The sequence below is a fragment of the Novosphingobium sp. Gsoil 351 genome (assembly GCF_009707465.1).
Taxonomy (GTDB): domain Bacteria; phylum Pseudomonadota; class Alphaproteobacteria; order Sphingomonadales; family Sphingomonadaceae; genus Novosphingobium.
Map to the genome: position 1 here is coordinate 2,426,902 of NZ_CP046120.1, position 25,929 is coordinate 2,452,830.

A 25,929-nucleotide genomic window follows, 5' to 3' on the forward strand; every position below is an offset into this window, starting at 1 on the left:
TGCATCGCGCGGCCATAGCGCGGAGTTGGCGGCGCGTCTTGCGCTGGTTTCAGGCGACCAACTTCCTCGCCGCGCGTTCGAGCAGGCCGACGTCTTCGGGCACTTCGCCGATCACCACCACTTCGCCCGAAGGCAGGCGGCGGGCGACCAGCAGGGTGAATTCCTGGCCCTCGGCGGCCAGATCGGCGAGCGCGACGGCATCCAGCTTGCGCAGCTTGCGCGCGAGCGTTTCACGCGGCGCCTCGCGCGGTTCGAGCGACTTGCCGCTGGCCTGCTTGCGCCAGCGCCGCTCTTCGTTGACCACGCCCTTGAGTCCCCCCGGCGCCGCCGAGAGGAACGCGCCCAGCGAGCCGCGGGCGATGCCGACGCGATGCGCCTGGTCGAGCGCCGCGGCGAATTCGGTCAGGCGGGTCTTGTCGTAATCGGCGCCGAACACGAGCTTGACCACCGGCGTCATCGGCGCGCGGTCCTGCATCGTCAGGCCGGCATCCGCGACGAGTTCGTGGAAACCTTCGGGTTCGGCCTGCGCCGCCAGGCTGAAGTCATAGGCTCGCCCGATCGCGGCATAGAGCGCGCTGCGGGTGCGATCCTCGCTCGAACAGGCGACCAGCGCCATTTCGCGAGCCGAGGCGAGCCAGTCGGCCAGGCCCATGTCCGCTTCGGCTTCGGCCTCGGCGAGCTCGGTCAGTTCGAAGGTATCGTCCTCAGGCTCGGCGTACGGTGGGTTTACACCGAAGGCCGGCTCGGGCCACGCGACGCTGCTCGGCCCCTCGCGCGCGATCAACGCACCCAGATCGAGCACGGCGTCGGCGTCGTGATCGATCCCGGCCGCCGCAAGCGGATCGCCGGCCAGGGCGGGCGTGCCGTGCAGCGCGACCGGGGCGTCCGCCCAGTCGGTCATCTCGTCGTCGCGGCGCGCCACCGGTTCTCCGGCTGCCGCTTCCAATGCTTGATCGATCTCGAGCATCAACTCGTCGGTGTCGATCTGGTCGGGCAGCTCCTTCCAGTTGATCACCCCATAGATGAAGTCGATCGTGTCGTCGTCGCTCGAGAACGGCAGCAGAATGCCGCGATACAGGATCGTCTGGCCGCGCTGGTTGACGAATTCGGCCTCGAACCCGATCGGCGCCTGGTTGGCGATGATCTGCATGTAATGGTCGGTGATCCGGCTGAGCAGCGAACGGCTCGGAACGTCGGAGAGGGCACGGATTTCGCCGTTGGTGCCGCACTCGCGCGCCAGGCTTGCGCCCAGGAACTGGACCGCGGGATCTTCGATGCCCGAAGTGAAGTCGAGCAGCACCGAATAGGGCCCGAAATCGGGTAGGTTTGCGGGATCGAGGTCCTCGATCGACGGAAAGTTGCGATCGGCAAGCAGGCTGGCCCAGTGGTTATACGCGCGCACCTGCATCCGGCGCTCGTCCTGGCCGACCGGGGACGGCGCGGGGCCGAGATCCTCGGTCGCGGGGGGAATTTGGGCAGAGTCGGCGAAATCGGTCGGCTCGTAAGCCTCTTCCGGCCATCCGCGAAACGTGTCCATGCGATCGTGCCCCCGTTGGTCTTGCCGCAGGTTGTGGCGCAACGTGGTAAAAGAAGGATTAAGTCGCGCCGCAACTTTCAACAGGGTTCACCTAGCCGGGTGGCGCGGCCGCGGCGGGCTGGGTGGTCGCTGACTGGTCCAGACGACCTTCGTCGCGGGTGGGCATCGGCGCGATACGGCGCATCACGATCAGGCTCAGCGCAAGCCAGGCAGCGGCGGCGTGGAGCGCGAACGGCAGCCCGCGAACGTCGGCCAGCCAACCCCACATCCACGCCCCCAGCGCCATCCCGCCGAACGTCACCGCCTGATAGAGCGACAGGCAGCGCCCCAGGATCGTTTCGGGCGAGCGCAGCTGCATCGCCACGTTGAGGCTGGTCATCGCCGCGACCCAGCCGGCCCCGGCGATAAACGTCGCGGGCAGCGCGGCGGCAAGGTTGCCCGCGAGCGATATCCCGAGCTGGGCGGCGATGAACGCCAGCGTGGCGAGCGTGACCACGGTTTCGGCACCGAACCGCCGCCGCCACTTGCTGACCCACAGCGCGACCGTCACCGACCCAAATCCGAACGCGCCCAGCATCAGCCCATAGTCGATCTCGGTCCCGTGGAGCCGGTCGCGCGCGATGGAGGGAAGCAGCGCCTGATAGCCCGCCACGCCGAAGCCGATGACTGCGCCGCGCAGCAGGACTTTGCGCACCGGGGGCGAGCGGCTGCACCACGCGATCCCTTGCGCGATCGAGGCCAGCATCGGCCCGCGCGCCGGATTGAAGCGCGGCGGCTTCCACCGTGACAGCGCCACGATCATCCCCAGATAGCTGACCGCGTTGATCAGGAACGCCAGTTCGACGCTCCAGATCGAGATCAGTACGCCACCCAACGCCGGACCCACGCTGCGCGCGAGGTTGAACGACAGCGCGCCGAGCGAGATCGCCTGGGGCAGGTCCTCGGGGGCGACCTGCGCCCGAACGGAGGCCTGCCAGGCGGGTCCGTTGAGCGCGGTGCCAGTGCCCACCGCAAGGGTCAGCGCGATCAGCGCGAGCGGGCCGATGGCCCCGGCATAGGTCAGCACCGCGAGCAGCGCTGAAACCAGCAGCATTCCGCTCTGCGCGGCGAGCATCACCAGGCGGCGGTCGTAATTGTCCGCGATCGCTCCGGCGAACAGCCCGAACAGCATGATCGGGATCGTCGCGGAAGCCTGGACCAGCGCGATAAGCAGGTGGCTGCGGGTCAGTTCGGTCATAAGCCAGGCTGCGCCGACCGACTGGATCATCGAACCGATGTTGGAGAACAGGTTGGCGGTCCAGATCGCACGGAATGCCGGGTGGCGGAACGGGGCGAGCGGTTCGCCCGGGGCCATCAGGCGCGCGCGCAAGCCTGCTTCACGGTCGGCGTCGGACATCGCCTAAAATACGTAGCGCATGCGGATCGGTATGCTGACCGGTTCGGCGCCGACGTCGAACGCAGCGGCGGCGAACTTGGGCGGCCCAAACGGCGCGGCGGCATCGCGGGAGAAGCCGAAGCCCTCGCGCGGGATGAACAGCGCCATGTCGGCCTTCCCGTTGCCGTTCGCGTCGTCGAGCAGGGCCACGGCATAGCGGCCCGGCGGGACCGCGGCGAACCGCAGCGTCGCCGCCTCGCGCGAGGGCACTGCCAGCTTGCGGGCGGCCGGATCGCGCGTGCAATCGGGAAAACTCTTGGCGCGCGCGGTCAGGCAGGCGAGCACCTGCCCCTTGGCCGAGCGCAGTCCGCTGATCTCGACCACGACGGTGCCGCCGGGCGCGGGTGCCGTGCCGATCAGGCTGGCGGTCAGCGAAACAAGGCCGAGCTTGCCCAGCTTCATGCGGCCGCGAGCCCGCGATCGGTGCCGCAAAGCCGGTCCCAGTGACGGAAGTAGAGCCCGTAGTTGCAGCGATACTGGTCGTGATGGCGCTGGTGGTGGCTGGCGGTGATCAACCATCCCCCGGGGCGCGATGCCACCAGGGCGCGCGGGAAGATTTCCCAGCCCATATGGTTGGTCACGCCCATCACGGTCATGGTCAGCAGCACCAGCCCGAGCACCCCGGCGTGGATCGGCACCAACAGGACGAGCGCCGGGATCACCACCGCGCCGCTCAGCGCTTCGAGCGGATGAAAGCTCATCGCCGCCCATGCGGTTGGCGGGCGGCTCGCGTGATGGACCGCGTGGACCATACGGAACGGCGCGGGACGGTGCATCCAGCGGTGGGTCCAATAGAACCATGCGTCGTGCAGGACGAGGTAGACGAGGAAAGAGCCGGGCAGCCACCATAGCGGGTACGTTTGCGGATCCGTGTAGATGCGGGTCCAGCCGCGGTTCTGCCAGCCCCAGGCGACGATACCCGCGGGCACGCCATAGATCGCCGCCGAAGCCAGGCTCCAGCCGATCTCGCGCTGCATCTGCGGGACGAGTCCGGCGTAAAAACCGGGCTTCACCCGCGCGGTCAGCCAGGCGAACAGTCCGCTGCTGGCGAAGTAGCGCAGGCAGACGATGACGGTCATCGCCAGGGCCGAGAGAAGCGGCGAGGTCATCCGCCAGCGCCGCGCCGTCGTGGACCGGGTCGACCACATGGACCACATGGACCACTGTCCCGGGGTAAAAAAACCATCGGGAAACTGCGCCGGTCAGGGCGAAGCACGAGCGCCTGTCGCTTGTCGGCAGCGAAAAGTGTCGGGGCGGGCATGACGGATGCTATGCCAAGCCCGCCCCCGGTAGGACAGCGCAAAAGTGCGCCAAGCGATCACCCAGCCCGGCGGGTATGCACCTTCACCCCGGCAGGCCGCTTAGGCCCGCGCGGGTGGAAGCGACGCGGCGGGGCGCCGTCGCCCCGCGGTTCGCCGTGGCGCTGGCTGTTGCCGTGGCCATGACGCGGTGCCGCGTCCTCGCGGCGCTGGGCGGCGGGAGCAGGCAGCTTGGCCGCGGCCTCGCGGAAGCCTTCGGGCAGCGGCAACGGCATGAGCTTGACCTGGGTCAGCCGCTCGATGTCCTTCAGGAAGCCCTTCTCGTCGGGCGCGACGAAGCTGATCGCGATGCCGTCGGCACCCGCCCGCGCGGTCCGCCCGATGCGGTGGACGTATTGCTCGGAAACGTTGGGCAGCTCGAAGTTGAACACGTGGCTGACGCCGGAGACATCGATGCCGCGCGCCGCGATGTCGGTCGCGATCAGGACGCGGCACGAACCCTGGCGGAACGCCTCGAGCGCGGCGGTACGCTGCGCCTGGCTCTTGTTGCCGTGGATCGCGGCGGCCTTGACCCCGGCGCTCGTCAGATGGCGGACGATGCGGTCGGCGCCGTGCTTGGTCCGGCTGAACACCAGCGCGCGTTCGAGCGTGCCGTCATTGGTCAGCGCCTGGAGCCGCAAGCTGAGCAGCGCCTGCTTCTCGGCCTGGTTGACGAAAGTGACGAACTGCTCGACCCGCTCGGCAGTGGTCGCCTGCGGGGCGACTTCGACACGCACCGGGTTGTCGATGAACTGGCGGCCGAGGTCGGCGATCGCCTTGGGCATCGTTGCCGAGAAGAACAGGCTCTGACGTTTGGCCGGGAGCATCGCCGCAACCCGCTTGAGTGCGTGGATGAAGCCCAGGTCCATCATCTGATCGGCTTCGTCGAGCACGAAAATCTCGACATGGCGCAACGTCAGCGCGCGCTGGTCGATCAGGTCGAGCAGGCGGCCCGGGGTGGCGACGAGCACGTCGGTGCCCTGGACCAGCCGCCGCGCCTGCTTGCCGACGGGGACGCCGCCGAACACGCAATCGACCTGAAGGTTCAGGTAGCGGGCATAGCCCTGCATGTTGTCCGCGATCTGCGCGGCGAGCTCACGCGTCGGCGAGAGCACCAGCATCCTGCAGGCGGCAGGCTTGCGCGGCATCGTGTTGGCGGCGAGGCGGTGCAACGACGGCAGCGCGAACGCCGCGGTCTTGCCGGTGCCGGTCTGGGCTATGCCCAAAGGTCGCGGCCCGCGAGCAGCGCCGGGATCGCCTGGCTCTGGATCGGGGTGGGATCGGTATAGCCCTTGGCCGCCAGCGCGCGCTGGATCGGCTCGGCAAGGCCAAGATCGGTGAAATAGGTCATTGAAAAATACTCGTAAGGGAGCGGGCGCATGCCATGCAGCCGGAATCGGCCACGCACGCGAACGCGAGGTGTCGTTCGATGCGACCCTGCGTGAAGAAGGAAGCTTCTGCGATGCGGCCGTAGGCCCGAAGCGGATCTGGCGATGTGTCCCGCCGACCTCACGCTGCTTCGGATTGCGGGGGATTTGGTGGTCCGCCCGCCGATCGCTGGGGCCGCATATAGGTGCATTGCAGCAAAACGCAAGAAAATTGCGTGCGCCGGGCCCTGGCTTGATCCGGGCGGGCGGCCCAGCCACAGTGGACCGCGATGAACGACGACCCGCCCAGCCCCTGCACAGGCGTGTGCCGGATCGACGCCGGCGCCGATTGGTGCTCGGGTTGCCGCCGCACGCTCGACGAGATCGCGGCATGGCCGAGCGCTCGCGCCGCGTTCAAGCGCGACGTGCTGGCGCGGTTGGCGACGCGTGCTTGCGCGCCGGTCCCGGGAGGAGAATAGCAGGGCATGACCTTACGCCCGTTCGCTTCGCTCGCCCTCGTCCTCGCCACCCCCGCAATCGCGGCGCCGCCGACGCCCACCGAGCGGACGATGGTCGCCACCGTCGACGCCGAGCAAGCGCGCACCCTGGCGCTGCTCGAAAGGGCGGTAAACCAGAACAGCGGAACGCGGAACCTGGCGGGCGTGAAGGCAGTCCACGACATTTTCGCGCCCGAATTCGCCGCGCTGGGCTTCGCGGTACGCTGGGTGCCGCAGGACTCGGTCGGCCGGGCCGGGCATGTGATCGCCACGCATAAGGGCAAGCCGGGGCGCAAGCGGCTGCTGTTGATCGGCCATCTCGATACGGTGTTCGAGCCCGATTCCAGCTTCCTCATGTTCGAGCGCATCGACGCCGAGCACGCTCGTGGACCCGGCGTGGCCGACGACAAGGGCGGCGACGTCACGATGATCGCGGCGCTGCGGGCGATGGCCAAGGCGGGCACGCTCAAGGATGCGAACATCGAGGCGGTGCTGACCGGCGACGAAGAGGAAGCCGGCCTGCCCCTCGATGCCGCGCGCGCCGATCTGGTCGCTGCGGGCCGGCGCGCCGACGTCGCGCTCGATTTCGAGGGGCTGGCGCGCGATGGCGGGCGCGACATGGGCTCGGTCGCGCGGCGCTCGGCGGGCAACTGGACGGTCACGGTCAGCGCGAAAAGCGGCCACAGCAGCGGGGTGTTCTCCGAATTCGCGGGCGACGGCGCGGTCTATGCGCTCGCCCGCATCCTCGCCGCGTTCCGCGCCGAGCTGCCCGAACCCAACCTGACCTTCAACGCCGGGCTGATCGCGGGCGGGGCGACCGCCGCGCTCGGCGCCGACGAAGCCCGCGCCGAGGCGACGGGCAAGACCAACATCATCCCCGCGGCCGCGGTCGCGCGCGGCGATCTGCGCGCGCTAAGCCCCGATCAGATCGCCCGCGCCGAAGCCAGGATGCGGGCGATTGTCGCGCGCGACTATCCGGGCGCAAAGGCCGAGCTGACGTTCGACAACAAGTACCCGCCGATGGCCCCGACCCCGGGCAATCGCGTGCTCCTTGCCCGGCTCAACGCGGTCAACGCCACGCTCGGGCTGGAGCCGATGGGCGAACTCGACCCGCTCAAGCGCGGCGCGGGCGACATCAGCTTCGTCGCGGCCGACGTCGACAGCCTCGCCGGGCTCGGCCCCGCCAGCGAGGGCGATCACACCCCGCGCGAGACGGTCGACATTCCCAGCATCTGGAAGCAGGCCAAGCGCGCCGCGCTGCTGATGAGTCGGCTGGCGGCGGAGAAACGCTAGGTCTAACCGGAAATTCGGGATTGGAGCCCGGTGCTCAGCGGCCCACCACCACCTGCATGAACTGCGGCCTGCCGCCACCCCTCCCCGCCGAGCGACAGCGGGTAATTGCCCGGAGGCAGCGCAGCCAGCGGCATACCGGCGGCTGCGAGCGCATAAGGGCTGACCCGGTGCCGGGTAACCAGCCCGCCCGCGCCGTCGCTGACCAGCGGGGTTTCGAACTCGACGGCAATGTGTGCGTCGGCGGAACGGGTCACTTCGGCGACGGCGAGCTGTCCGCCGCCCAAGTCGATCACCAGTCCGGTACCGACCGGAACCCCGACCAGCCCGTCGATCCGCGCCCCGGTGGTCGAAAGGTCCCGCATCACCGCCTCGTAGCGGTGGTCCTCGTGGATGATCCCGATCCGGCGGAACACGCTGCGGCGATCGGGGCGATGGCGATCGGGTCCGTTGGGTTCGATCTTGAAGCTTTCGCTGCCCATCGCCTCAAGCAGCTCCGCCTGCGGCAGCGCCTTGGCATAGATCCACCCCTGGATGAACTTGGCGCCCTTGCTGCGCACCAGTTCGAGCTGGTCGAACGCCTCGACCCCCTCGACCGTGGTCTCCATCCCCAGCGCATCGGACAGGCCGATGATCGCGGCGATGATCTTGGCGCTGTTCTGGTCCTGCTGGGTGCACGAATCGACGAAGCTCTTGTCGACCTTGAGCTTGTCGAACGGGGCCGAGCGCAGATAGCTGAGCGAGGAATAGCCGGTCCCGAAATCGTCGAGGGCCAGGCGCACGCCCAGCTGCTTGAGAACCTTGAAAGTCTCGTCGGTGGTCTCGCTGTCGCCCATGAACACGCTCTCGGTCAGCTCGAGCTCGAGCCGTTCGGCATCGAGCCCGCTGGCCGCCAGCGCGCTGGTGACGATCGCGGGAAAGCCGGGGCTGGCGAACTGCACCGCCGAGACGTTGACCGCGACGCGGACCGATTTTGGCCATTGCATCGCGTCCTGGCAGGCTCGGCGCAGGGCCCATTCGCCGAGCTGGATGATCAGGCTCGATTCCTCGGCCACGCTGATGAAGGCGGCGGGCCCGATCGGGCCGCGCTCGGGATGTTCCCAGCGCATCAGCGCCTCGCAGCCGACCACCATGCTGTCGGCGGTGCGGACCACAGGCTGGTAATGAAGCTCGAGCTGGTCGGCGGCGAGCGCTTCGCGCAAATCCTCCTCGAGCATGCGGCGCTCTTCGGCCTCGTCCTTGAGATCGGCGGAGAAGAAGCGGAACGCACCGCGTCCGCCGTTCTTCGCGGCGTACAGCGCCAGATCGGCGGCGCGTACGATCTCTTCGCGCTCGACCCCATCGTAGGGTGCGATGGCCAGGCCGACCGAAGTCCCGATGATCGCGCGGCCACCCTCGACCGGATAGGGTTGCGAGACGATCTGAATGATCTTGGCGGCCAATTCGCCCAACTTGCCGCGGTCGTCGAGGTCGGGAAGGATCACCTGAAACTCGTCGCCGCCCAGCCGCCCGATCTCGCCGCGCTCGCCGATCACGCGTTGCAGGCGCTGCGCGACCTGGCGCAGCACCTCGTCGCCCGCGGGGTGACCCATCATGTCGTTGACCTGCTTGAACTTGTCGAGATCGAGCATCATCAACGTGCAGCTGCGCTTGGCCGCCTTGTAAGCGGCGAGCGTGCTTTCCAGCCGCCGGGTCATGCGGTGCCGGTTCGCCAGCCCGGTCAGCGAATCGTATTCGGCGAGCCGTGAATCCTCGAGCTTGCGTTCGTATTCGGTGGTGATGTCCTTGGCGCTGCCGCGATAGCCGAGGAAGTTGCCCCCGGCGTCGAACTTGGGATGGCCCGAGATCGACCACCACGCTCCGCGACCGCTGCCGCTGAGCCGGGCGGGGATGAAGCGGACGGTCACGTCGACCAGCTTGTTGCGCGCCGAGAGCTGGAATTTGAGCGGGCGGCCCGCGTTGCGTTCGTCGAGGTTCTCGGAATCGGTCTCGAACAGCGCCACGAAGGGTTGGGCGAGCAGCTCGGCCAGCGGCCTGTCGAGCCGCTCCGCGGCGCTCGCAGAGACATAGATCAGGCGGCCTTGGGCGTCGGTCGCCCACATCCAGGCGAATCCGCCGCTTTCGAAATCATCGAGCAATTCGAGGCGGCGCGCGGCGTCGTTGGGCGAGATCACCGCCGCCGCACCGTGATCGGCTTCCGGGTCAGCCGCGGCGTGCCGCCCGGTCAGTCCCTGAAAGAGCCTCTTCACCGCCATCGCCGTGTCCATTTTCGCCTTTGCCGAGGGCATCTGCCCGAATGGACAACAGTGCCTAAGCGGTTTTGGTTAACGGACCGATAAGGATGATTGTCGCGGCCTCAACCCTCGCCGCTCATTTCCCACGCCGCACAGTGCGGATCGAGACCGACCAGTTGCCGGCGCAGCGCGGTGCGTGCGAGCCGTTCGACCTCGACCCGGCGGCGCGCGGGAGCAAGCGGCAGCGCGGGCGCTGGGCGGACGATCTCGGCGTCGTAGCCGTCGGCCACGATCACCCCGCAGGCGTGGGGCAGGAACGGCGCGCCATCTAGGCAGGCGCGGTCGAGCTGCGGGGGCAAGCCCCAGTAATAACGGTCGCAATGCGCCAGGTAATCGGGCCACTTGCCGTCGCCCAGCAGATCCGCGCGGCTGACCTTGATTTCGACGATCACGATCCGGCCCTTGGCATCTACCCCCATCAGGTCGGCACGGCGCCCGTTACGCAGCGGCATTTCGGCGAGGCACCAGATGTCGTTTCGAGCGAACAGACGGCAAATCCCGCGCGCGACAGCCAGCGAAGCGCGTTCTTCGGCGGCTGCGGACGCAGAGGCAAGGGGTACGACGGCCGACTCGGGCATGCACCAACCCTAGGAACAGATCATGAACCGCGCAAGCGCCGAAGCGGAAGTTCTGGGCAAGGCGAAATCGCCACGGGCACCCGCCCGCGCAATTCGCACTGGCAACCCCCAGCCGCCGCTGCTAGGCGCTCGCTGCCATGCATCCGTAGCTCAGCTGGATAGAGCGCTGCCCTCCGAAGGCAGAGGTCACAGGTTCGAATCCTGTCGGGTGCACCAGTTTTCTGGGGTTTCTGACTACCCCACAATCTACCTCGTGGCAGTTATGTGGTCGTAACGCCCTTTTTTTGGACCGAAAACCGCCTTCACAGTCGGCCTTCGGCGGTCGTCAGGCCGATCTTGAGTGCGGGTCAGACACCTCGGGGGCGAGCGAGTAGCTGGTGCTTCGTCCACCGGCCGGGTCCTTCACGAGTATGCCCCTTTCGACGAGATCGGTGATGTCGCGCAACGCCGTGTCAGGCGAGGTCTTGGCGAGCTTCGCCCATTTGGAGCTGACGAGCTTGCCCTCGAACCCATCCAGCAGACGGTGGATCATCGTGATCTGGCGCTCGTTTAGCTTTTGGCCTGCGAGCTTGTCCCACGTTCGCGCCTTGCTCATAACATGGGCGAGAATGGCCTCGGAACCGTCGAAGGCTCGATCCAAGCAAGCGATGAACCATAGCAGCCACCGCGTGATGTCCAGATCGCCCTTCTGGGTGGTTTCCAGCATGTCGTAGTAGTCGTTGCGCTCGGTCCTGATTTGGGCGGACATGCTGTAGAAGCGTTGCGCCATCCCTTCTGCGCGCGCGAGCGACATGTCGGCGATGGCGCGCGCAATTCGCCCGTTCCCGTCATCGAACGGATGGATGGTGACGAACCAGAAGTGCGCGATCCCAGCCTTGAGGACCGGATCGGGGTCTGCACTGTGGAACCAGTCGAGGAACTTCGCCATCTCTGCTTCGAGCCGTTCGGCCGCTGGTGCCTCGTAGTGTACCCGCTCGCGCCCGATCGGCCCAGAAACGACCTGCATGGGTCCCGTGGCGTCATCGCGCCATGTACCCACGGCGATGCGGCTCATGCCGCTTCGGCCAGTCGGGAATAGTGCGGCGTGCCACCCGAAAAGTCGTTCGGTGGTGAGCGGCTCTGCGTAGCTCTGCGTCGCGTCTAGCATCATCTCGACAACGCCTTCGACATGGCGATCGGCGGGAACGAGGCCGCTGATGTCCATCCCAAGACGCCGGGCGATGGAGGAGCGAACTTGGTCCTTGTCGAGCACCTCGCCCTCGATCTCGCTGGACTTGAGCACGTCTTCGGTCAGGGCGTGCAGTACCGCTTCTTCCCGTAGGGGAAAGCCGAGAGCCTCCATGCGGCCGATCAGCCGTCCCTGCCTATGGCGCACGGCAGCCAGCGGCTTGGCAAGCTGCTCGTCGTTCCAGCGCAGGTTCGGCCAGCCGGGTAGTTCGTGGATGTAAGACATTAATCACCGCACCCCTTGCGGAGATTGTTGGCCCCAATCTCCGCAGAAGGCAAGCTTAATCTCCGCATAGCGTGCGGTGAATATGGCCGATAATCTCCGCAAGGAGCGTCGGGCACAGCTCCGACGCCGCTGCAACCGGTTGCAACTAGACCGCGTCAGCTCCCCAGATCGGCCAACAACTCGACACAGGCTTCACGCCGCTGATGTGCAAATGATCGCGGGCGCGCGTGCAGGCGACGTAGAACAAGTGCCGCTCGGTCTCGAAACCTCGCGTAGCTCGTCCTCATCGGTGGCATCATCGACCCGTGATTGCAGCGGCAAGGCTTCGTCATCGCAAGCCATTACGGCGACGGCCTTGAACTCCAGCCCCTTAGCGAAGTGCATCGTGCCTACAGCGACGCGATCTCCATGGTCTTCGACGCGCTCTGTCAGTTGACGGGCTACCAGACCGGCAGCCGCGATGGCAGCACGCGCGCGGCCCAGATAATCGTCGGCGACCCGCTCAAGGCCGAGATCGACGAGAAGCAGGCGCGCTCGATCAAGTACCAGATGACGATCGCCAAGCTGCCGCTGGCAAGGGAGCTCGCGACGTTCGACTTCGCCGCCACCCCGATCAACGAGCAACTGGTGCGTGAACTCGCCACCGGCGGCTTCCTCGCCAGCCAACGCAACGCGGTGCTGATCGGCGGCACCGGCACCGGCAAGACCCACCTCGCCATCGCCATCGGCCGGGCCTGCGTGCGCACCGGGGCGGGGCCCGGTTCTACAACACGGTCGACCTGGTCAACCGGCTCGAGGCCGAAGCTCGTGCCAGCAAGCCGGGGCGCATCGCCGATCACCTCGCCCGGCTCGACCTCGTGATCCTCGACGAGCTCGGCTATCTGCCGTTCGCGCTCGCCGGCGGCCAGCTGCTGTTCCACCTGGTCAGCCGGCTCTACGAGCAGACCTCGATCATCGTCACCACCAACCTCGCGTTCGGCGAGTGGCCCCAGGTGTTCGGCGATGCCAAGATGACGACGGCGCTGCTTGACCGGCTCACCCACCACTGCGACATCGTCGAGACCGGCAACGAGAGCTGGCGGTTCAAGCACCGCGAAGCCGCCTGAACCCCTTCCCCCGGACCTCCATCCCCCGGGTTGGCCCGGTGGGTCCACAGGCACCTCCCACGGACGCCGCCGCCAGCGCTCCTGACGGCGCGCGGCGTCGTCCGCGGGGCCCTCCTATGTACTACCGGGACAACCCGAAAACACTCACACCAAGGGGGTCAATGTTGGACGCCGATCCGGGGTCAAGATCCCGCGCCGATTGACACTACAGGGCTTGGCAGCACCTTCAGCGGCGGATCGAGAAGCTGACCCGACATCGCCTTGCGGCGCCAGGTATAGAGCAGGCCGCTCGTCACCTCGTGGCGCTCCATCGCCAATCGCACCGATCCGCCCGGACCGAAGGCATCGCGCAGCATCATGAGCTTCTGCTCGACGGTCCAGAACCGCCGGCCCGATACACGGGCGATCACCTCGATCCGACTAGTCATACGAGCGGTCGTATGACCGCTCGCACCCTCAGCGACCTCACTGTCCACCACGCGCTCCGCCCAAAGGCGACAAACATCGCAGCAAATGCATCAGCGGCAAGGCGGCCTACCGACCCCGCTTACGCTTCATCTTCGACCGTCAGCGACCATAGCCGGGCGATCAAAGAGGCCTCGGATTCGTTGCTCGCCATAACTGCGGTCAATGACCTGGGGATTCCCGCTCACCTTGAAGAGGACCAAGGGCCAGCCGCAACAGTCCTCCGAATAGTCACTATTGGGCCGCTAAAATCCCGTTAACCATTCGCTGCGTATTGCCAGCAGCACGTGGGGGGCCAAATGTCGGCGATAAAAGCAAATGACCGCAACAACTTGCAGGAAATCCAGGCATTGTTGCTCAACGACGTACCAATCTATGCCGTCACGAGCCTGCTCCTTGCGCTCTGCATGACTATCTTCGCCGCATACGGCGTCAGTGTCCATCTAGACCTCTTTGCCGCGAACGCAGGACTCTATGTGGTGGCCGGCGTCCCCATGGCGATCTTCGACGCAGTCTGGCTGCTCTTCCGCAATCGTCCTGAAGAGCCGATCCGCTTCATTGTTGAGACATATCGCCGGCGCGCATGCGACCCTGCTCTGCTCGCACGAGTGCCGCTGCTTGGCGTTGCCATCGCCTTCATGCCCTTCTTTTCGAAAATCAAGTCGATGATTCCGCTGTTCAACGACTTCAAGTGGGATGCCACATTCATAGCGTTCGATCGGGCACTCTTCTTCGGGAAGGACGCCTGGCAAGTACTGCATCCCGTCTTTGGCAGCCCGGTGGTCACGGCAGCCGCGGCGGGCCTTTATCACGCATGGATGATGCTCATTTATATGGGGACGCTGTTCTTCGTGTTCCATCCTTCGGCTACGAAAGTGGTGCGCCGATACGTCCTGAGCTTCGTGCTGATTTGGGTGTTGATTGGAGGCGTGTTGGCGACCGCTCTGGCCTCAGTCGGGCCCTGCTTCGTTGGGCCGATCCTCGGTGACGACACCTTCAACGCTCAAATGGCCTACCTGAGGGCAGCCAACGAGCAGATCCCGGTGCTCACGCTTCCCGTGCAGGACCTCCTGCTGCAATGGTATCAGGAAGGCAGCCGCGGGCTTGGGCGGGGAATAACCGCGATGCCATCCATGCACGTGTCGATGTCGTTTCTCTTCTGGCTGGCCATTCGCAAGGTCTCCTTGTTCGCTGGCCGCGGGTTCTTCCTTTTTTTCAACCTGATTTGGCTCAGCTCGGTCCACCTGGGTTACCACTACTTCGCCGACGGCCTCGTCGGCGTGATTGCTACAGCGATCATCTGGCACGGGAGCGAGACTCTTTTGCAGGGGTGGGATCGGTTGAGGTATCGTGGGCGCACTTCCGAGACTGCGCTAGCTTGAGGCTTGCGACGATCGCGCTACCAGTTGCACCCAACGTAGAACATCCAAACCACGCTCGGGCTGTCGTGTCCACCACGCAGCAGGTTGTCCGCGGCTCACCGTTCCGCGATTGCCTTGGCCCGCTTCCGCATCCCGTCGAGCATAACGCCGCCGTGTGACTGACGGCAGCTCCTCTGGGCATAATCGCCCTCGTGGCCGAGCAACCTCCATAGGCTCGACACTTGAGGCGGGGAAGTTACCCCGGTCACCAGTAAGTAGGCCAGGGCAAGCTTGTGCAAGACGGTCCGATCCGCCGGCGCGCCGTTTGCTTCACGAACTGCCGCATCGAGCGTATCGATCGCCAAGAGCGCTAGACGGGAAACGGTAGCGCGCGAGGGACGGGCAGGGGTCATCCGCACTTGAGAACGTAGTGAGAACGATTCGGCAAGCGGGCTGCGATTGCCGATTGTACGTGGCCAGGTGTTGTTCCGCGACGAACGTAGGTCCAGATCGGCAGACAGTGGGCAATATCACGCGAAACTGCCAATCACTGATCGGGCCCCACCTCGTGGTGTAGGTTCGCCGGTGCGTTCACGGCGATCTCCGGCGCGGGCCGGGTTGGTCAGGCTGCCATGGCTGGCAGGCTGACAAAGGGATCATCGCTGATTTGCGAGACACTTTCCAGTGTAAGATAGCGGCATCGCGGGACGGCCCATTCATCGTTGCGCTCGAGCAGGATTGCTCCAACGAGGCGCGTGATCGCGTCTTCGTTAGGAAAGATGCCGACCACGTCGGTGCGTCGCTTGATCTCGCCGTTGAGGCGCTCGAGTGGATTTGTGCTGTGCAACTTGGTTCGATGCTGGGCTGGGAAGCTCATGTAGGCGGGCACGTCCTGCTTGGCATTGTCCATGAGCACGGCGAGCTTTGGGACCGTGGGCCTGAGCTGGTCGGCGACCTTGCGCCATTGCGTGGTGGGGGCCTCGGCGGTGTCCTGGGCATAGGCGGTGGCGATGAACGCGGAGACCACGCGGCGGCCGCTGCGCCCGGCATAAGCCAGCGCGTTGCGGGCAAAATGCACCCGGCAGCGCTGCCAGGTGGCGCTGAACACGCGCGAGACCGCGGCCTTGATGCCTTCGTGCGCGTCGGAGATCACCAGCTTCACGCCGCGCAGGCCGCGCCGCGCCAGGCCGCGAAGAAAGTCGGTCCAGAACACTTCGGCCTCGGACGGACCGATCCCCATGCCGAGCACCTCACGGCGGCCATCCGCGTTGGCGCCGACCGCGACGATCACCGCAACCGAGACAATCCGGCCCGCCTGGCGGACCTTCACGTAAGTCGCATCGATCCAGATGTACGGCCAATCGCCCTCGAGTGGTCGCTCGAGGAAGGCTTTCACGCGACCGTCGATCTCCTGGCACAGCCGGCTGACCTGGTTCTTGGAGATGCCGCTCATCCCATCGCCTTGACCAGGTCGTCGACCGAGCGCGTCGAGATCCCCTGGATATAGGCCTCCTGGATCACCGCGGTCAGCGCCTTCTCGGCCAGCCGGCGCGGTTCGAGGAAGCCCGGGAAGGAGCTCCCGGTTCGAAGCTTGGGGATCCCCAGCTCAACGCTGCCGGCGCGCGTCTCCCAATCACGCTCGCGGTACCCGTTGCGCTGGGCGAGCCGTTCGGGGTTCTTCTCACCATACCCGGCCGGTCAGGCCGCCGACCTCCAACTCCATCAGCCGTTGCGCGGCAAAGCCGATCATCTCGCGCAGAAAATCGCCGTCGGCAGTCTTCCCAACCAGCCCCTGCAGGTCCATCGTATTGTCGGTCATCGGTTGTCTCCGTAAGCTTGAGTGGCAACCCAACCTTACCCCAAGTCACCGACGACCACCCGCGAAGCTGACCGGCCGCTACAGCGCTTTTGGGTGAGCGCGCGCCCGGCCAGCTTCGCTACCGTCGACCTACGCCACCTGCCGGGACACGATCTCCCCCGGAATTGACAAAATAAGGACAACTTGTTTTCGGCATCCTTAATCATCTGATATAAAAAGCTAAAAATGATCGCCCGCTCCGCTCCGAAGGCAGAGGTCACAGGCTCGAATCCTGTCGGGTGCACCAGTTTTCTGGGGTTTCTGATTCTCAAATCCGCCAAGAACTCCAAGAGCGGCCGGATGCGGCAAATGTGGAGTCGGTCCCAGGCGTGCGTGCGAACGGCTTGGAACAGGTGCGTTCCTAGTCGAAAGCCTCGCGTGGCTCGCCCTTGTCCGTGGCTTCATCGATCCGCGATTGCAGCGTCAAGACTTTGCGTCGTCGCAAGCTCCCACGGCAACGGCCTTGAACACCAGCCCCTAGACGAAGTGCATCTCTGATCAGGCGACAATTGCCTCAAAAGTCGAGCTGCAACGAGGGATTGGCTAGTAGCCTCGCAGTCGCTTCGTCTTGACTTTAACGCTACCACGATCGCTCACCGTGCACTTGAAGCTTCGAGGTCCGAAGTTGCGGTAGCGATAGTTATCGCCGTAGGCATCGCGATAGCCCTCGGTAATCCCGTAGACCCGGAAACTGCTCCGCTTGTAGGGGCGAACGTCGTCGATCCGCATCCGGCCGTAACGCTCGACCTGGGGGCGACAAGCATCGATCGCGAAGCGCTCCGCGCCGCGATAGCGCACTTCGTACAAGCTTCGATCGAAGGCGTCGGTAACGGTGCCCAGCGCGCGCGCCGCCTCGTCGATCGTCCGCGCAATCTTGTCGCCGGTTCGACCAGACCTGCTGTCTGGATAGTATTGCCCGAGTGCAGGTTGCGCAATGATAGCGCTCGCCGCCACCAGACCGATGATCAAATTTTTGAGCACGTTAGCCTCCTCGTTTGAGCGAGCCAGAAGCTTGGCCACCCTCAGGATGTAAGGATAAAATGATCGGACCCCCGAAAAGCTCCGCGGCAGTCGCCGTGCCACAGAAGCAGAGCCGAACTCGCGCCCGGTCAAATCGCCGTTGACTACATCGTCAAAGGCAGCGTCCAGAAGCAAGGCGACAAGCTGAGGGTCGCCAGCTTCGTGCTCGATACGCGACGCTTGGCCTGTTTGGAACGACCGGCCGCGATTTTTCCCTCCAGGCCAGCGCGGGCCTGTCCAAGCGCAACTGGTCGGTGGCCGGCTTTGCACCCTCGATCAAGCTCATCTACTCCCGCACCGCTTCCTCCATTGCGCTTTACGACCAGGCGAGAAAACGCGCGGAATTCGGGGTAACGAAGGCGTTTTGATCCTGATTTTGAAGCGTTGAGCACCACCGCTCCTTGTCGTTCAGAAGCGCATCACGCATTTGCTGAATCGAATTGCCTTGTCCAAATTGGCAATCTGCCCGGCGCGCGCTCTACTTCGATACGTCGCCGGAGTACGAGTGGCGGCGTGACCGCTCATCGGCGGCGGGCCTCGGGCTGATTTCGCGCTGTGCGCTTTGGGCTGCCGCTATCGCAAACGGGCTGGAAAAAGCGTCGGCACGCTATCGCCAACCGCGTTCTCTGGCTTCCAGTTCCTGCGCCGCATCGAATGCCGGGCCGGCCGCCATCGCCTGAGCCGCTTCCAGCAAGCCGGCGTCGCTGCTTCCGGCCTGCCGATATTCCTGGGACTGGGCGGCCTGGCCCGCGCGCAGTTCGCGAAGCTTCCAGCCCTGCGTATCGCGGCAGGCGATTCCGGATTGGCGCGCCGCCGAGAAAGCTCGGCAATAGGCTCCTGCATCGTCTCGGAACGACAGCAGGATGCGCGTTGGTGCGTCGCTCGGCGCCGTCGCGACGAGCTGATTGTCAAGCGCGCTGGCGAGCTGGCCCGATGCGTAGTCGGCGCGCTCGCCGCCGCGCGGAGCAAAGAGCGCCAGCGCCAGCGAGGCGGCAAGCGCCGGTGCGGCGATCCAGCTCCACCGCGGCAGGCGGCGGCGCTCCCCGCGCACGGCACGCGCGGCGGCAAGATCGACCACCTCGGCCTTCGGAGAGAGCTTCGCGGTCAGCATAGCGGGAACAGGTTCGTCGAGGATCGGCGCAAAATGCGCGCTCAGCCGCGCCTTGAGCTTCCGGTGCGCCGCGATTTTCGCCGCGAGGGCGGGGTCTGCCGCGGCTGCCGCGGCCACCCTGTCCCCGCGCCCGCCATCGAGCTCGCCATCGGCGAAGGCTGCCAGTTCCTCGGGTGTAATGCTCATGCGGCTTCTCCGAGCTGCGCCAGAAGCGCGTCGCGTCCGCGCACCAGCCGGGAATTGAGCGTGCCGACCGGACAGCCGACTATTTCGGCAGCTTCCTTGTAGGCATAGCCCTCCACCATCACCAGCAACACCGCCTCGCGCTGTTCTCCAGGCAACGTCGCCAACGCGCGATCGATGTCGCCGAGCGCCACCGAGGCCTCTTGCCCACCGTCGCCACCGACGCTCAGCCCCGCGTCCTCCGCCACGAAGGTCTGGGCCCGGCGGGTGCGAGCGCGGGCTTCGTCGATCCACAAGTTGCGCATAATCCGATACATCCAGCTGTCGAGCCGTGTACCCGCCTCCCACTTGTCGCGAGAAAGCAGCGCGCGCTCGATGGTCGTCTGGCAGAGGTCGTCGGCATCGGCACGGTCGCGCGCCAGCCCCGCAGCAAATCGCCGCAGGCGCGGAAGCAGCGCCAGCACGCCCTGTTCGAAACTTTCGCTCAGACCGGTTGCCTTCGTTTCTACCATGGATGAAACGGACGGAGTCGCCCGTTTCATCCCTGCTTTACCGAAAATATCTGATGAGGTCAGGAATGCCGCGCAACTGGACGAATGGAGCAGCGGCGGCGGTGCTCGCGCTGGCAACGCCGGCGAGCGCGCAGCTTGCATTGCCCGCGGTGCCGCTGCCCCCGGTCTCGGGCTTGGTCGAGCGCGCGACCGGCACCGTCGGTGATACCCTCGCCCCCGTCGTGACGAGCGCGCGGGAGTTGGCCCGGCTGAGAGTCGTGCGGCTCGACGAGCTCGTCCGCCGCAGCCGCGGGTTGATTGAACGCGACGTGCTGGGCGCGCCAGCGCGGCGGGGCGAGCTGCTTCTGACCGATCCGACCCCCGAGCAGCTCGCCAAGGCGAAGGCAGCAGGCTTTGCCGTGTTGGAAAATGAACCGATCGAGGGCCTGGGATTCACGGTCGCGCGCCTGCGGGTGCCAGAGCGAGAGACGCTCTCCGGCGCCCAGAAACGACTTGTCGGTTTGCTGCCCGGGGCCAACGTTAGCGCCGACCTGCTGCACTTTCAGGCCGGGGGCGTGGCGTTTCCTGCCGAACCGCAAGCGGCGGCGCCGGGGGCGAGCGTCACGACACCGATCGGCGTGATCGACGGCGCCCCCGGGGGCGCGGCGCTGGGCGAAGCGCGAGGCTTCGCCAAGAACGCGCCACTGGCCAGCAATCATGGCAGCGCGATCGCCTCGCTGCTTGCACTTTGCGGGGCGCGCGACGTGCGTTTCGCAGACGTCTACGGTGCCGATCCGGCGGGCGGCAATGCGCTCGCGCTCGCGCGCGCGCTGGGGTGGCTGGTCACGCAAGGTGTCCGGGTGGTGACCATCAGCCTGGTCGGACCGGCGAGTCCGGTCGTGGCCAAGGCCGTTGCCGCCGCGCAAGCCCGGGGCGTGGCGGTCGTCGCCGCAGTGGGTAATGACGGGCCCGCCGCGCCACCCTCCTATCCCGCCTCGTATCCCGGGGTGATCGCGGTGACCGCGGTCGATGGCCGCAACCGCGCGTTGATCGAGGCGGGCCGCGCGAGCCACCTCGACTATGCCGCACCCGGCGCCGACATCCTGGCAAGCGACGCCAGGGGGCGCTGGGTGCGGGTGCGCGGGACGTCCTACGCGACGCCGCTCGTGGCCGCGCGGTTGGCGGCCGCCTGGGGTCCCAAACGGGTAGCGCTGGCACGGCTCGATCAGGAGGCGCGCGATCTCGGTCCGCGAGGGGCCGACCCGACCTATGGCCGCGGCCTGCTGTGCGAGACTTGCCGCCGAATCCACTGAGCGCAAAAAAATCGAAGCTGGACTGGATTAAACTTCGAAGCCCGTCCGTTTCATCTTCGAGCGAGGGAATGAGGCCCTTGCCGCGAGATGAGAGGACTAGGATCATGCGCACATTTCTTCTGGCTTCCGCCGCGTTGGTCGCGACCGCAGTTCCGGCCCACGCCCAGTTGCTCGGCGGTGGCGGGATCGGCGGAATGATCGGTGGCGCCGGTTCGATCGGCGGCTCGATCGGCGGACCGCTCGGCTCCCCGATGGATACCATCGACTCGGCCACCCGGGGCAGCGTCCGCGGCTCCGGCGCCACCAGCGGAAGCCACAGCGTCGACCGCAAGAGCGGTCATGTCCATGCTGATCGCAGCGCCAATGGCGAAGTCTCCGGTGACCTCGGTCAGGTGGTGAGCACGCCGACGCGCACGCTTTCCAGCAATACCACGGGATCGGCGAGCGGCAGCGGCCAGGGCAGCGCCGACGCACAGCTGGTCGGCACCGATGCACTTCGTTCGACCGCGGGTTCCGCGGTCGGCGCCGTCCGCGGCGCGGCGCAACAGGGGCGTGGCCAGGCTTCCGGCATGGCCAGTGGCGCCGGTAACGCTGCGGGCGGTTTGATGGGTGGTGCCAGCGGCTCGGCGCAGGGCGCCGGATCGGGCATGTTCTCGGGGGCGGCTGGCCAGCTCGCCGCCGCGGGCAGCCTCGCCGCTCAAGGAGCCGGCAGTTTTGCCGTGGCGCCGGGCATGCCGGTGCTTGCCCCCGATGGCGACAAGATCGGCAAGGTCCGCCAGGTGCTGACCGATGCGCGGGGCCATGTCCGCGCGCTGCTGGTCAAGGTCGATGGCGAAACCGCGAGGCTTCCGGCGGCCAATTTCAGCGGCAGCGGCTCGGCTGTGATCTCCGCGATGAGCGAAGGCGCCATCAAGCGTGAAAGCGCCCGTCAGGAGGATCCCGGCCAGTAATGTTTCGGCCTCGACCGCTAATCTAACCCCCCGATCGTCGCTTCGCGACGATCCGCGCCCGGGACCGGCACCTCTCCCGCCGTCCCGGGCGCGCCTAATTTTCCAGATGCGGTCAGGCTTTCGGCTTTAGGCCGCCTGCCGAAGCTCCGGCACTGATCTCCAAAGTCAGGAGCGCGCTGGCAAAGCGGAAGCACTCGATCTGCTCGCGGAGCTCGGTTGCGACTATGCGCAGGGCCATCTTATCGGAAGGCCCAAGCCCTTCCATGCGCCATCTGCGCGATGCGCGAGCCCGGTGTTCCGAGCCGCCTAAGTCGAAGTTTCGAGCACACTCGATTTTGCATATGTATGCGGACCGTTACCCAGCAAGTCTCCAAAGTGAGCCAGCGCGGGGTTCGCCATCGACAGGTTCGCCGGGGCCGCGATGCTTGAGCTGCATCGCCTTCGCGATGATCCGAAACGTCGGCAAATCGAGCGGTTGCGAAAAGCGCACCCCGACCGACGCGGCGTCGGTCCAGACCACTTCGCCTTGCTGGGCGTGGGGGAGGAACGGCAACTGAAGGTGCACCAGCTGACCTTCCTGAAACCGAGCAAAGCGGGTCTCTATCCGTGCTCCCGTCCGGCAAAGATCATCAACCAGCACGGAAACGGTAGCATCGCTGCACACTGCGTCGACAGCTGCCCAAACGCGCACCCGTTCGGTGTCCCGCGAGCCAATTCTGACGTCGATCATCTCTTCAAGCTCTGCGGAACAGATCATTTTTGGCCCTTTCTGGCACCCTCAGGGTCCATTGAGCCGTAGGTGGATACCGGATGGGCAACGAAGGAGGTTAGCTTCGGGTAAAGCCGCCAACTTGGCGGACGGCCAAGCCATCGATCGCTGCCCAGCCCCAAACGCCCAATCCACGGAAGCGCCCCGCGGTCATCCCGCCTAGCGCGATCGCGGGCATGGCCGCGCGACGGGCAAGGAGGAGGAGGCGGACTCGGCCCAGGGCCGGCATGCCGGGGTGCGAGCGCGTGGCGAACACCGGCGAGATCAACACCGCGTGCGCGCCGTAACGGTTGGCCCGCCCGATTTCACGCAGATCGTGAGCGGAGGCCAGGCGGCGGTGCGGTGCGGGCGGACCATAACCTTCGCCTGCCAACTCGAGCCGGTGGCCGAAGCGGCGGCACAGACGGCGGACTTGCGACAAGCGGACTGCGCGTTGCTTCGCAGCCAAGTGGAAATGGCGAAAGATGACGCCAGACCCGCGCGGCAGGCGGGCGATGGCGCCATCCAGTTCGGCGTCGGTGCGGGCGTCGGTCACCAGCCAGAGCCGGGGCAGGGCGGGGTGGCGCGCGGTCACCCCGTCGCTATAGCAGCACGCGATGCTCGAACCAGCCATGTCCCCGTTGGCCGATGTCCGCCAGCGTATCGCCGCCGCCGCCGCAGTGGCGCGACGCGAGGTCGATGAGATCGCCCTGGTCGTCGTGAGCAAAACCCAGCCGGCCGAAGCGATCCGCGCGTTGATCGCCCAGGGCCAGCGCGTTTTCGGCGAGAACCGGGTCCAGGAGGTGCAGCGCAAATGGCCCGCGCTGCGCGAGGCTTACCCAGAGGCGTCGCTCCACCTCGTGGGCCAGCTTCAGTCGAACAAGGCGGCCGAGGCGGTGGCACTGTTCGACTGCATCCATTCGCTCGACCGGCTCAGCCTTGTGACCGCGCTGGCCAGGGCGATGGACGCGGCGGGACGGCGCGTGCCGTGCTTCGTGCAGGTCAACATTGGAGCGGAGGCGCAGAAGGGCGGGTGCCCGATCGACGGCCTGGCGACATTGTTGGCACAGGCGCGCGGCGGCGGACATACCGCTAGCCGGGCTGATGTGTGTGCCGCCCGAGGGAATCGAACCCGCGCCTTTCTTCGCGTTCCTCGCCAAGCTGGCCGCCGACAACGGGGTCACCGGCTTGAGCATGGGGATGTCGGGCGATTTCGAGACCGCGGTTCTGCTGGGTGCCACTCATGTTCGCGTGGGGACGGCGTTGTTCGGCGCGCGCGGGGGCCGTTCGCCGCTTTGACTGTTAGCCTTCGCGGCCCTTCAGTTCGTCCCCCGTCAGCGTAACCACGTGCAGCAGGTTGGTTGCGCCGGGCGTTCCGAACGGAACCCCGGCGAGCGCGATGAGTTTCGACCCCGCTTCGCCGAAGCCCTGGCGGAGCGCCATGCGCTTGCCCTTGGCGATCATCTCCTCGAAACTGCCGATGTCCTTGGTGTGGACCGCGTGTGCACCCCACAGCAAAGCGACGCGCCGCGCGGTCCTGAGGCTGGGGGTGAGCACCAGCACGGCGACGTTCGGCCGCTCGCGCGCGACACGCCGGGCGGTCGACCCCGAACTGGTGAACACGATGATCCCCGCGGTGGTGACGGTCTCGGCGATCTTCGCCGCGGATTGGGCGAGCGCATCCGCGGTCGTGGCGTCCGCAGGCGTGGCGATGAAGTGGACCCGTGCGGCATAGCCGGGATCGGCTTCGACCTGGGTGCCGATGCGATCCATGATCGTCACTGCCTCAACCGGCCATTGCCCCGCCGCGGTCTCGGCCGAAAGCATTACCGCGTCTGCCCCGTCGTAGACCGCGTTGGCGACGTCGGAGACTTCGGCGCGGGTGGGGGCGGGGCTCTCGATCATCGATTCGAGCATCTGGGTGGCGACGATCACCGGCTTGCCCAGCCGCCGCGCCGCCTCGACGATGCGCTTTTGCAGCGGGGGGACTTCCTCGGGATTGAGCTCGACCCCCAGATCGCCGCGCGCGACCATCACCCCGTCGGCCAGCTCGAGGATGCCGTCGAGGCTGGCGATCGCCGCGGGCTTCTCGATCTTGGCGATCAACGAGGATTTGCCCCCGATCAGCCGCCGCGCCTCGGCGACGTCCTCGGGGCGCTGGACGAAGCTCAGCGCGATCCAGTCCGCGCCCTGCTCGAGCGCGAAGGCGAGGTCGGCGCGGTCCTTTGGGGTCAGCGCGGGCACCGGCACGACCGCGTCGGGGACGTTGACCCCCTTGCGGTCCGATATCGCGCCGCCGACTTCGGCCGAGCACAGGATGCTTTCGGGGTTCGCGCGGATCACCTTCAGACGCAGCTTGCCGTCGTCGATCAGCAGCCGCTGACCCTTGTTGAGGACGGCGAACAGTTCGGGATGGGGCAAGCAGACGCGGGTGTCGTCGCCCGGCGCGGGATCGCGATCGAGGGTGAAATGGGCAGAGTGGCGGATGAACGCCTTGCCGCCCTTGAACTGGCCGACGCGCAGCTTGGGCCCCTGCAAATCGCACAGGATCGCGATCGGGCGCCCTACGTTCTTTTCGAGTGCACGGATCGCGGCGATGGTCGCGGCATGGAGCGCGTGGTCGCCGTGGCTCATGTTGACCCGAAACGCATCGACTCCGGCCTGGTAGAGCCGGAGGAGCATCTTGGGATCGCTGCTCGCTGGGCCGACCGTGGCGAGGATCTTGACCTTTCGCGTGCGCAGGTTGGTCACGGGCAGGCGAGTGGCGGGCTTGGCCAAGGGACTTCCTTTGGATGCGGCGCGCGGCCTATGGCAAATGTTGCCCGCAAACCCAAGGACAGATCATGCCCGATCCGCTCGACGAACTTGACGACGCCCATGCCGCCGCCGCCTTTCGCCGTCTGGTGCGCCACTTGCGCCACCGCCACGATGCGCAGAACATCGACTTGATGGGCCTGGCCGGATTCTGCCGCAATTGCCTCAGCGACTGGATCGTCGAAGCCGGCGCGCCGCTCGGCAAGGCGCAGGCGCGCGAGACGATTCACGGGATGCCGGCGGACGAGTGGAAGGCGAAATTCCAGACCGAGGCAACGCCCGAGCAGTTGGAGCGCATGGCGGCGAGCGTCGCGAAGAACGGCTAGCCGACATTTCCACAGGCCCGCGCTTCCCCGAATCGCAAGCGCGTGGCTAAGGCCGCGCCAGCCCGTTCACCCCCATCCCTGGAGTACCCCCATGGCCACTGCCACCGACGACCGCCTGCGCCTGCTGATTGAGCGCGTCGAACGTCTCGAGGAAGAAAAGAAGGGCATCGCCGACGACATTCGCGATGTGTACGCGGAAGCCAAGGCGGTGGGTTACGACAGCAAGATCATGCGCCAGGTCGTCCGTCTGCGAAAGATGAAGCCCGACGATCGCGCCGAGATGGAAGCCATCCTCGATCTTTATAAGGCGGCGCTGGGGCTGGGCTGAGCGCCAAAACCCATCCGCTGTCGTATACCGCTGATAATCGGACAAACTCACTTCCCGCTCACGTCGAGCGTAGCCGACTCATTGTGCGGGCTGTCTCGACTGCGCG

At 66.5% G+C, this 25,929-nt stretch carries 22 protein-coding genes, 1 tRNA gene and 5 pseudogenes; 11 read left to right on the top strand and 17 right to left on the bottom strand.

What is annotated here, in order from left to right; all coding sequences use genetic code 11:
- Positions 1-49: 49 nt before the first annotated feature.
- The 5 genes and pseudogenes from GKE62_RS11715 to GKE62_RS11735 all read right to left on the bottom strand — a co-directional run bounded on the left by GKE62_RS11715 (position 50) and on the right by GKE62_RS11735 (position 5,621).
- On the bottom strand, positions 50-1,537 hold the full coding sequence (locus GKE62_RS11715; RefSeq protein WP_154692401.1) for a hypothetical protein: 1,488 nt from the start codon (positions 1,535-1,537) through the stop codon (positions 50-52).
- A gap of 91 nt (positions 1,538-1,628) precedes the next feature.
- Entirely contained in the window at positions 1,629-2,933 is a 1,305-nt protein-coding gene (locus GKE62_RS11720) for an MFS transporter (RefSeq protein WP_230206667.1), read from the bottom strand.
- A gap of 3 nt (positions 2,934-2,936) precedes the next feature.
- On the bottom strand, positions 2,937-3,374 hold the full coding sequence (locus GKE62_RS11725; RefSeq protein WP_154692402.1) for a DUF2141 domain-containing protein: 438 nt from the start codon (positions 3,372-3,374) through the stop codon (positions 2,937-2,939).
- A complete protein-coding gene (locus tag GKE62_RS11730; RefSeq protein WP_154692403.1) occupies positions 3,371-4,081 on the bottom strand; it encodes a sterol desaturase family protein in 711 nt (236 codons plus the stop codon). The genes GKE62_RS11725 and GKE62_RS11730 overlap by 4 nt, the downstream gene beginning before the upstream one ends.
- 209 nt (positions 4,082-4,290) lie before the next feature.
- Positions 4,291-5,621 (bottom strand): annotated as a pseudogene (locus GKE62_RS11735) (DEAD/DEAH box helicase).
- A 306-nt stretch (positions 5,622-5,927) separates the two neighbouring features.
- Here GKE62_RS11735 and GKE62_RS11740 point away from each other — a divergent pair.
- Both GKE62_RS11740 and GKE62_RS11745 read left to right on the top strand, forming a co-directional pair.
- Complete coding sequence (locus GKE62_RS11740; protein WP_154692404.1) at positions 5,928-6,116, top strand: DUF1289 domain-containing protein; 189 nt, start codon at positions 5,928-5,930, stop codon at positions 6,114-6,116.
- A 6-nt stretch (positions 6,117-6,122) separates the two neighbouring features.
- Positions 6,123-7,427 carry a M20/M25/M40 family metallo-hydrolase gene (locus GKE62_RS11745; RefSeq protein ID WP_154692405.1) on the top strand — a complete coding sequence of 435 codons (1,305 nt, stop codon included), beginning with the start codon at positions 6,123-6,125 and terminating at the stop codon, positions 7,425-7,427.
- A 2-nt stretch (positions 7,428-7,429) separates the two neighbouring features.
- Here GKE62_RS11745 and GKE62_RS11750 read toward each other — a convergent pair whose 3' ends face one another.
- Together GKE62_RS11750 and GKE62_RS11755 are read right to left on the bottom strand one after the other, a co-directional pair.
- Positions 7,430-9,679 carry a bifunctional diguanylate cyclase/phosphodiesterase gene (locus GKE62_RS11750; RefSeq protein WP_154692406.1) on the bottom strand — a complete coding sequence of 750 codons (2,250 nt, stop codon included), beginning with the start codon at positions 9,677-9,679 and terminating at the stop codon, positions 7,430-7,432.
- A gap of 101 nt (positions 9,680-9,780) precedes the next feature.
- Positions 9,781-10,296, bottom strand: a complete 516-nt coding sequence (locus tag GKE62_RS11755; RefSeq protein WP_154692407.1) for an MmcB family DNA repair protein — start codon at positions 10,294-10,296, stop codon at positions 9,781-9,783.
- Between the two features lie 139 nt (positions 10,297-10,435).
- On the opposite strand from GKE62_RS11755, the gene GKE62_RS11760 reads away from it, so the two are divergent.
- Positions 10,436-10,512 (top strand) — tRNA-Arg (locus GKE62_RS11760).
- A gap of 109 nt (positions 10,513-10,621) precedes the next feature.
- Here GKE62_RS11760 and GKE62_RS11765 read toward each other — a convergent pair.
- Both GKE62_RS11765 and GKE62_RS19770 read right to left on the bottom strand, forming a co-directional pair.
- Positions 10,622-11,749, bottom strand: coding sequence for a Fic family protein (locus GKE62_RS11765; protein ID WP_154692408.1), 1,128 nt, complete (start codon positions 11,747-11,749; stop codon positions 10,622-10,624).
- Positions 11,750-11,941: 192 nt separating this feature from the next.
- On the bottom strand, positions 11,942-12,133 hold the full coding sequence (locus tag GKE62_RS19770; RefSeq protein WP_370515998.1) for a hypothetical protein: 192 nt from the start codon (positions 12,131-12,133) through the stop codon (positions 11,942-11,944).
- 84 nt (positions 12,134-12,217) lie between these two features.
- On the opposite strand from GKE62_RS19770, the pseudogene istB reads away from it, so the two are divergent.
- Positions 12,218-12,855: pseudogene (gene istB / locus GKE62_RS11775) on the top strand (IS21-like element helper ATPase IstB); the annotation flags it as partial.
- A 182-nt stretch (positions 12,856-13,037) separates the two neighbouring features.
- On the opposite strand, the gene GKE62_RS11780 reads toward istB, so the two are convergent.
- The gene (locus tag GKE62_RS11780) at positions 13,038-13,283 is read right to left on the bottom strand and encodes a transposase (RefSeq protein ID WP_230206668.1); all 246 of its coding nucleotides are present in this window, start codon (positions 13,281-13,283) and stop codon (positions 13,038-13,040) included.
- 336 nt (positions 13,284-13,619) lie between these two features.
- On the opposite strand from GKE62_RS11780, the gene GKE62_RS11785 reads away from it, so the two are divergent.
- Positions 13,620-14,702 carry a phosphatase PAP2 family protein gene (locus GKE62_RS11785; RefSeq protein ID WP_154692409.1) on the top strand — a complete coding sequence of 361 codons (1,083 nt, stop codon included), beginning with the start codon at positions 13,620-13,622 and terminating at the stop codon, positions 14,700-14,702.
- Positions 14,703-15,303: 601 nt separating this feature from the next.
- Here the strand turns inward: GKE62_RS11785 and GKE62_RS11790 are convergent.
- Together GKE62_RS11790 and GKE62_RS11795 are read right to left on the bottom strand one after the other, a co-directional pair.
- Positions 15,304-16,500: pseudogene (locus GKE62_RS11790) on the bottom strand (IS256 family transposase).
- A 582-nt stretch (positions 16,501-17,082) separates the two neighbouring features.
- Entirely contained in the window at positions 17,083-17,520 is a 438-nt protein-coding gene (locus tag GKE62_RS11795) for a hypothetical protein (RefSeq protein ID WP_154692410.1), read from the bottom strand.
- Positions 17,521-17,711: 191 nt separating this feature from the next.
- Between GKE62_RS11795 and GKE62_RS19775 the strand changes: the two are divergent.
- Positions 17,712-17,927, top strand: a pseudogene (locus GKE62_RS19775) (surface lipoprotein assembly modifier); the annotation flags it as partial.
- 239 nt (positions 17,928-18,166) lie between these two features.
- Here the strand turns inward: GKE62_RS19775 and GKE62_RS11805 are convergent.
- Both GKE62_RS11805 and GKE62_RS11810 read right to left on the bottom strand, forming a co-directional pair.
- On the bottom strand, positions 18,167-18,856 hold the full coding sequence (locus GKE62_RS11805) for a hypothetical protein (protein WP_154692411.1): 690 nt from the start codon (positions 18,854-18,856) through the stop codon (positions 18,167-18,169).
- Positions 18,853-19,365 (bottom strand): RNA polymerase sigma factor, encoded by a 513-nt coding sequence (locus GKE62_RS11810; RefSeq protein WP_154692412.1) that lies wholly within the window; start codon positions 19,363-19,365, stop codon positions 18,853-18,855. The genes GKE62_RS11805 and GKE62_RS11810 overlap by 4 nt, the downstream gene beginning before the upstream one ends.
- A 65-nt stretch (positions 19,366-19,430) precedes the next feature.
- Between GKE62_RS11810 and GKE62_RS11815 the strand changes: the two genes are divergently transcribed.
- Together GKE62_RS11815 and GKE62_RS11820 are read left to right on the top strand one after the other, a co-directional pair.
- Positions 19,431-20,657, top strand: a complete 1,227-nt coding sequence (locus GKE62_RS11815) for a S8 family serine peptidase (protein WP_154692413.1) — start codon at positions 19,431-19,433, stop codon at positions 20,655-20,657.
- 104 nt (positions 20,658-20,761) lie between these two features.
- Complete coding sequence (locus tag GKE62_RS11820) at positions 20,762-21,607, top strand: hypothetical protein (protein WP_195908363.1); 846 nt, start codon at positions 20,762-20,764, stop codon at positions 21,605-21,607.
- A gap of 355 nt (positions 21,608-21,962) precedes the next feature.
- Here the strand turns inward: GKE62_RS11820 and GKE62_RS11825 are convergent, their stop codons facing one another.
- On the bottom strand, positions 21,963-22,364 hold the full coding sequence (locus GKE62_RS11825; RefSeq protein WP_154692414.1) for a PilZ domain-containing protein: 402 nt from the start codon (positions 22,362-22,364) through the stop codon (positions 21,963-21,965).
- Positions 22,365-22,434: 70 nt separating this feature from the next.
- Positions 22,435-22,989, bottom strand: a complete 555-nt coding sequence (locus tag GKE62_RS11830) for a thiamine phosphate synthase (RefSeq protein ID WP_195908364.1) — start codon at positions 22,987-22,989, stop codon at positions 22,435-22,437.
- Here GKE62_RS11830 and GKE62_RS11835 point away from each other — a divergent pair.
- A pseudogene (locus GKE62_RS11835) lies at positions 22,973-23,654 on the top strand (YggS family pyridoxal phosphate-dependent enzyme). The gene GKE62_RS11830 and the pseudogene GKE62_RS11835 overlap by 17 nt on opposite strands.
- Before the next feature lie 3 nt (positions 23,655-23,657).
- Here GKE62_RS11835 and pyk read toward each other — a convergent pair.
- A complete protein-coding gene (pyk, locus tag GKE62_RS11840) occupies positions 23,658-25,133 on the bottom strand; it encodes a pyruvate kinase (protein WP_154692415.1) in 1,476 nt (491 codons plus the stop codon).
- Positions 25,134-25,198: 65 nt separating this feature from the next.
- Between pyk and GKE62_RS11845 the strand changes: the two genes are divergently transcribed.
- A complete protein-coding gene (locus GKE62_RS11845; protein ID WP_154692416.1) occupies positions 25,199-25,495 on the top strand; it encodes a DUF1244 domain-containing protein in 297 nt (98 codons plus the stop codon).
- Positions 25,496-25,586: 91 nt separating this feature from the next.
- Positions 25,587-25,823, top strand: coding sequence for a DUF2312 domain-containing protein (locus GKE62_RS11850; RefSeq protein ID WP_154692417.1), 237 nt, complete (start codon positions 25,587-25,589; stop codon positions 25,821-25,823).
- The last annotated feature ends 106 nt before the right edge of the window (positions 25,824-25,929 follow it).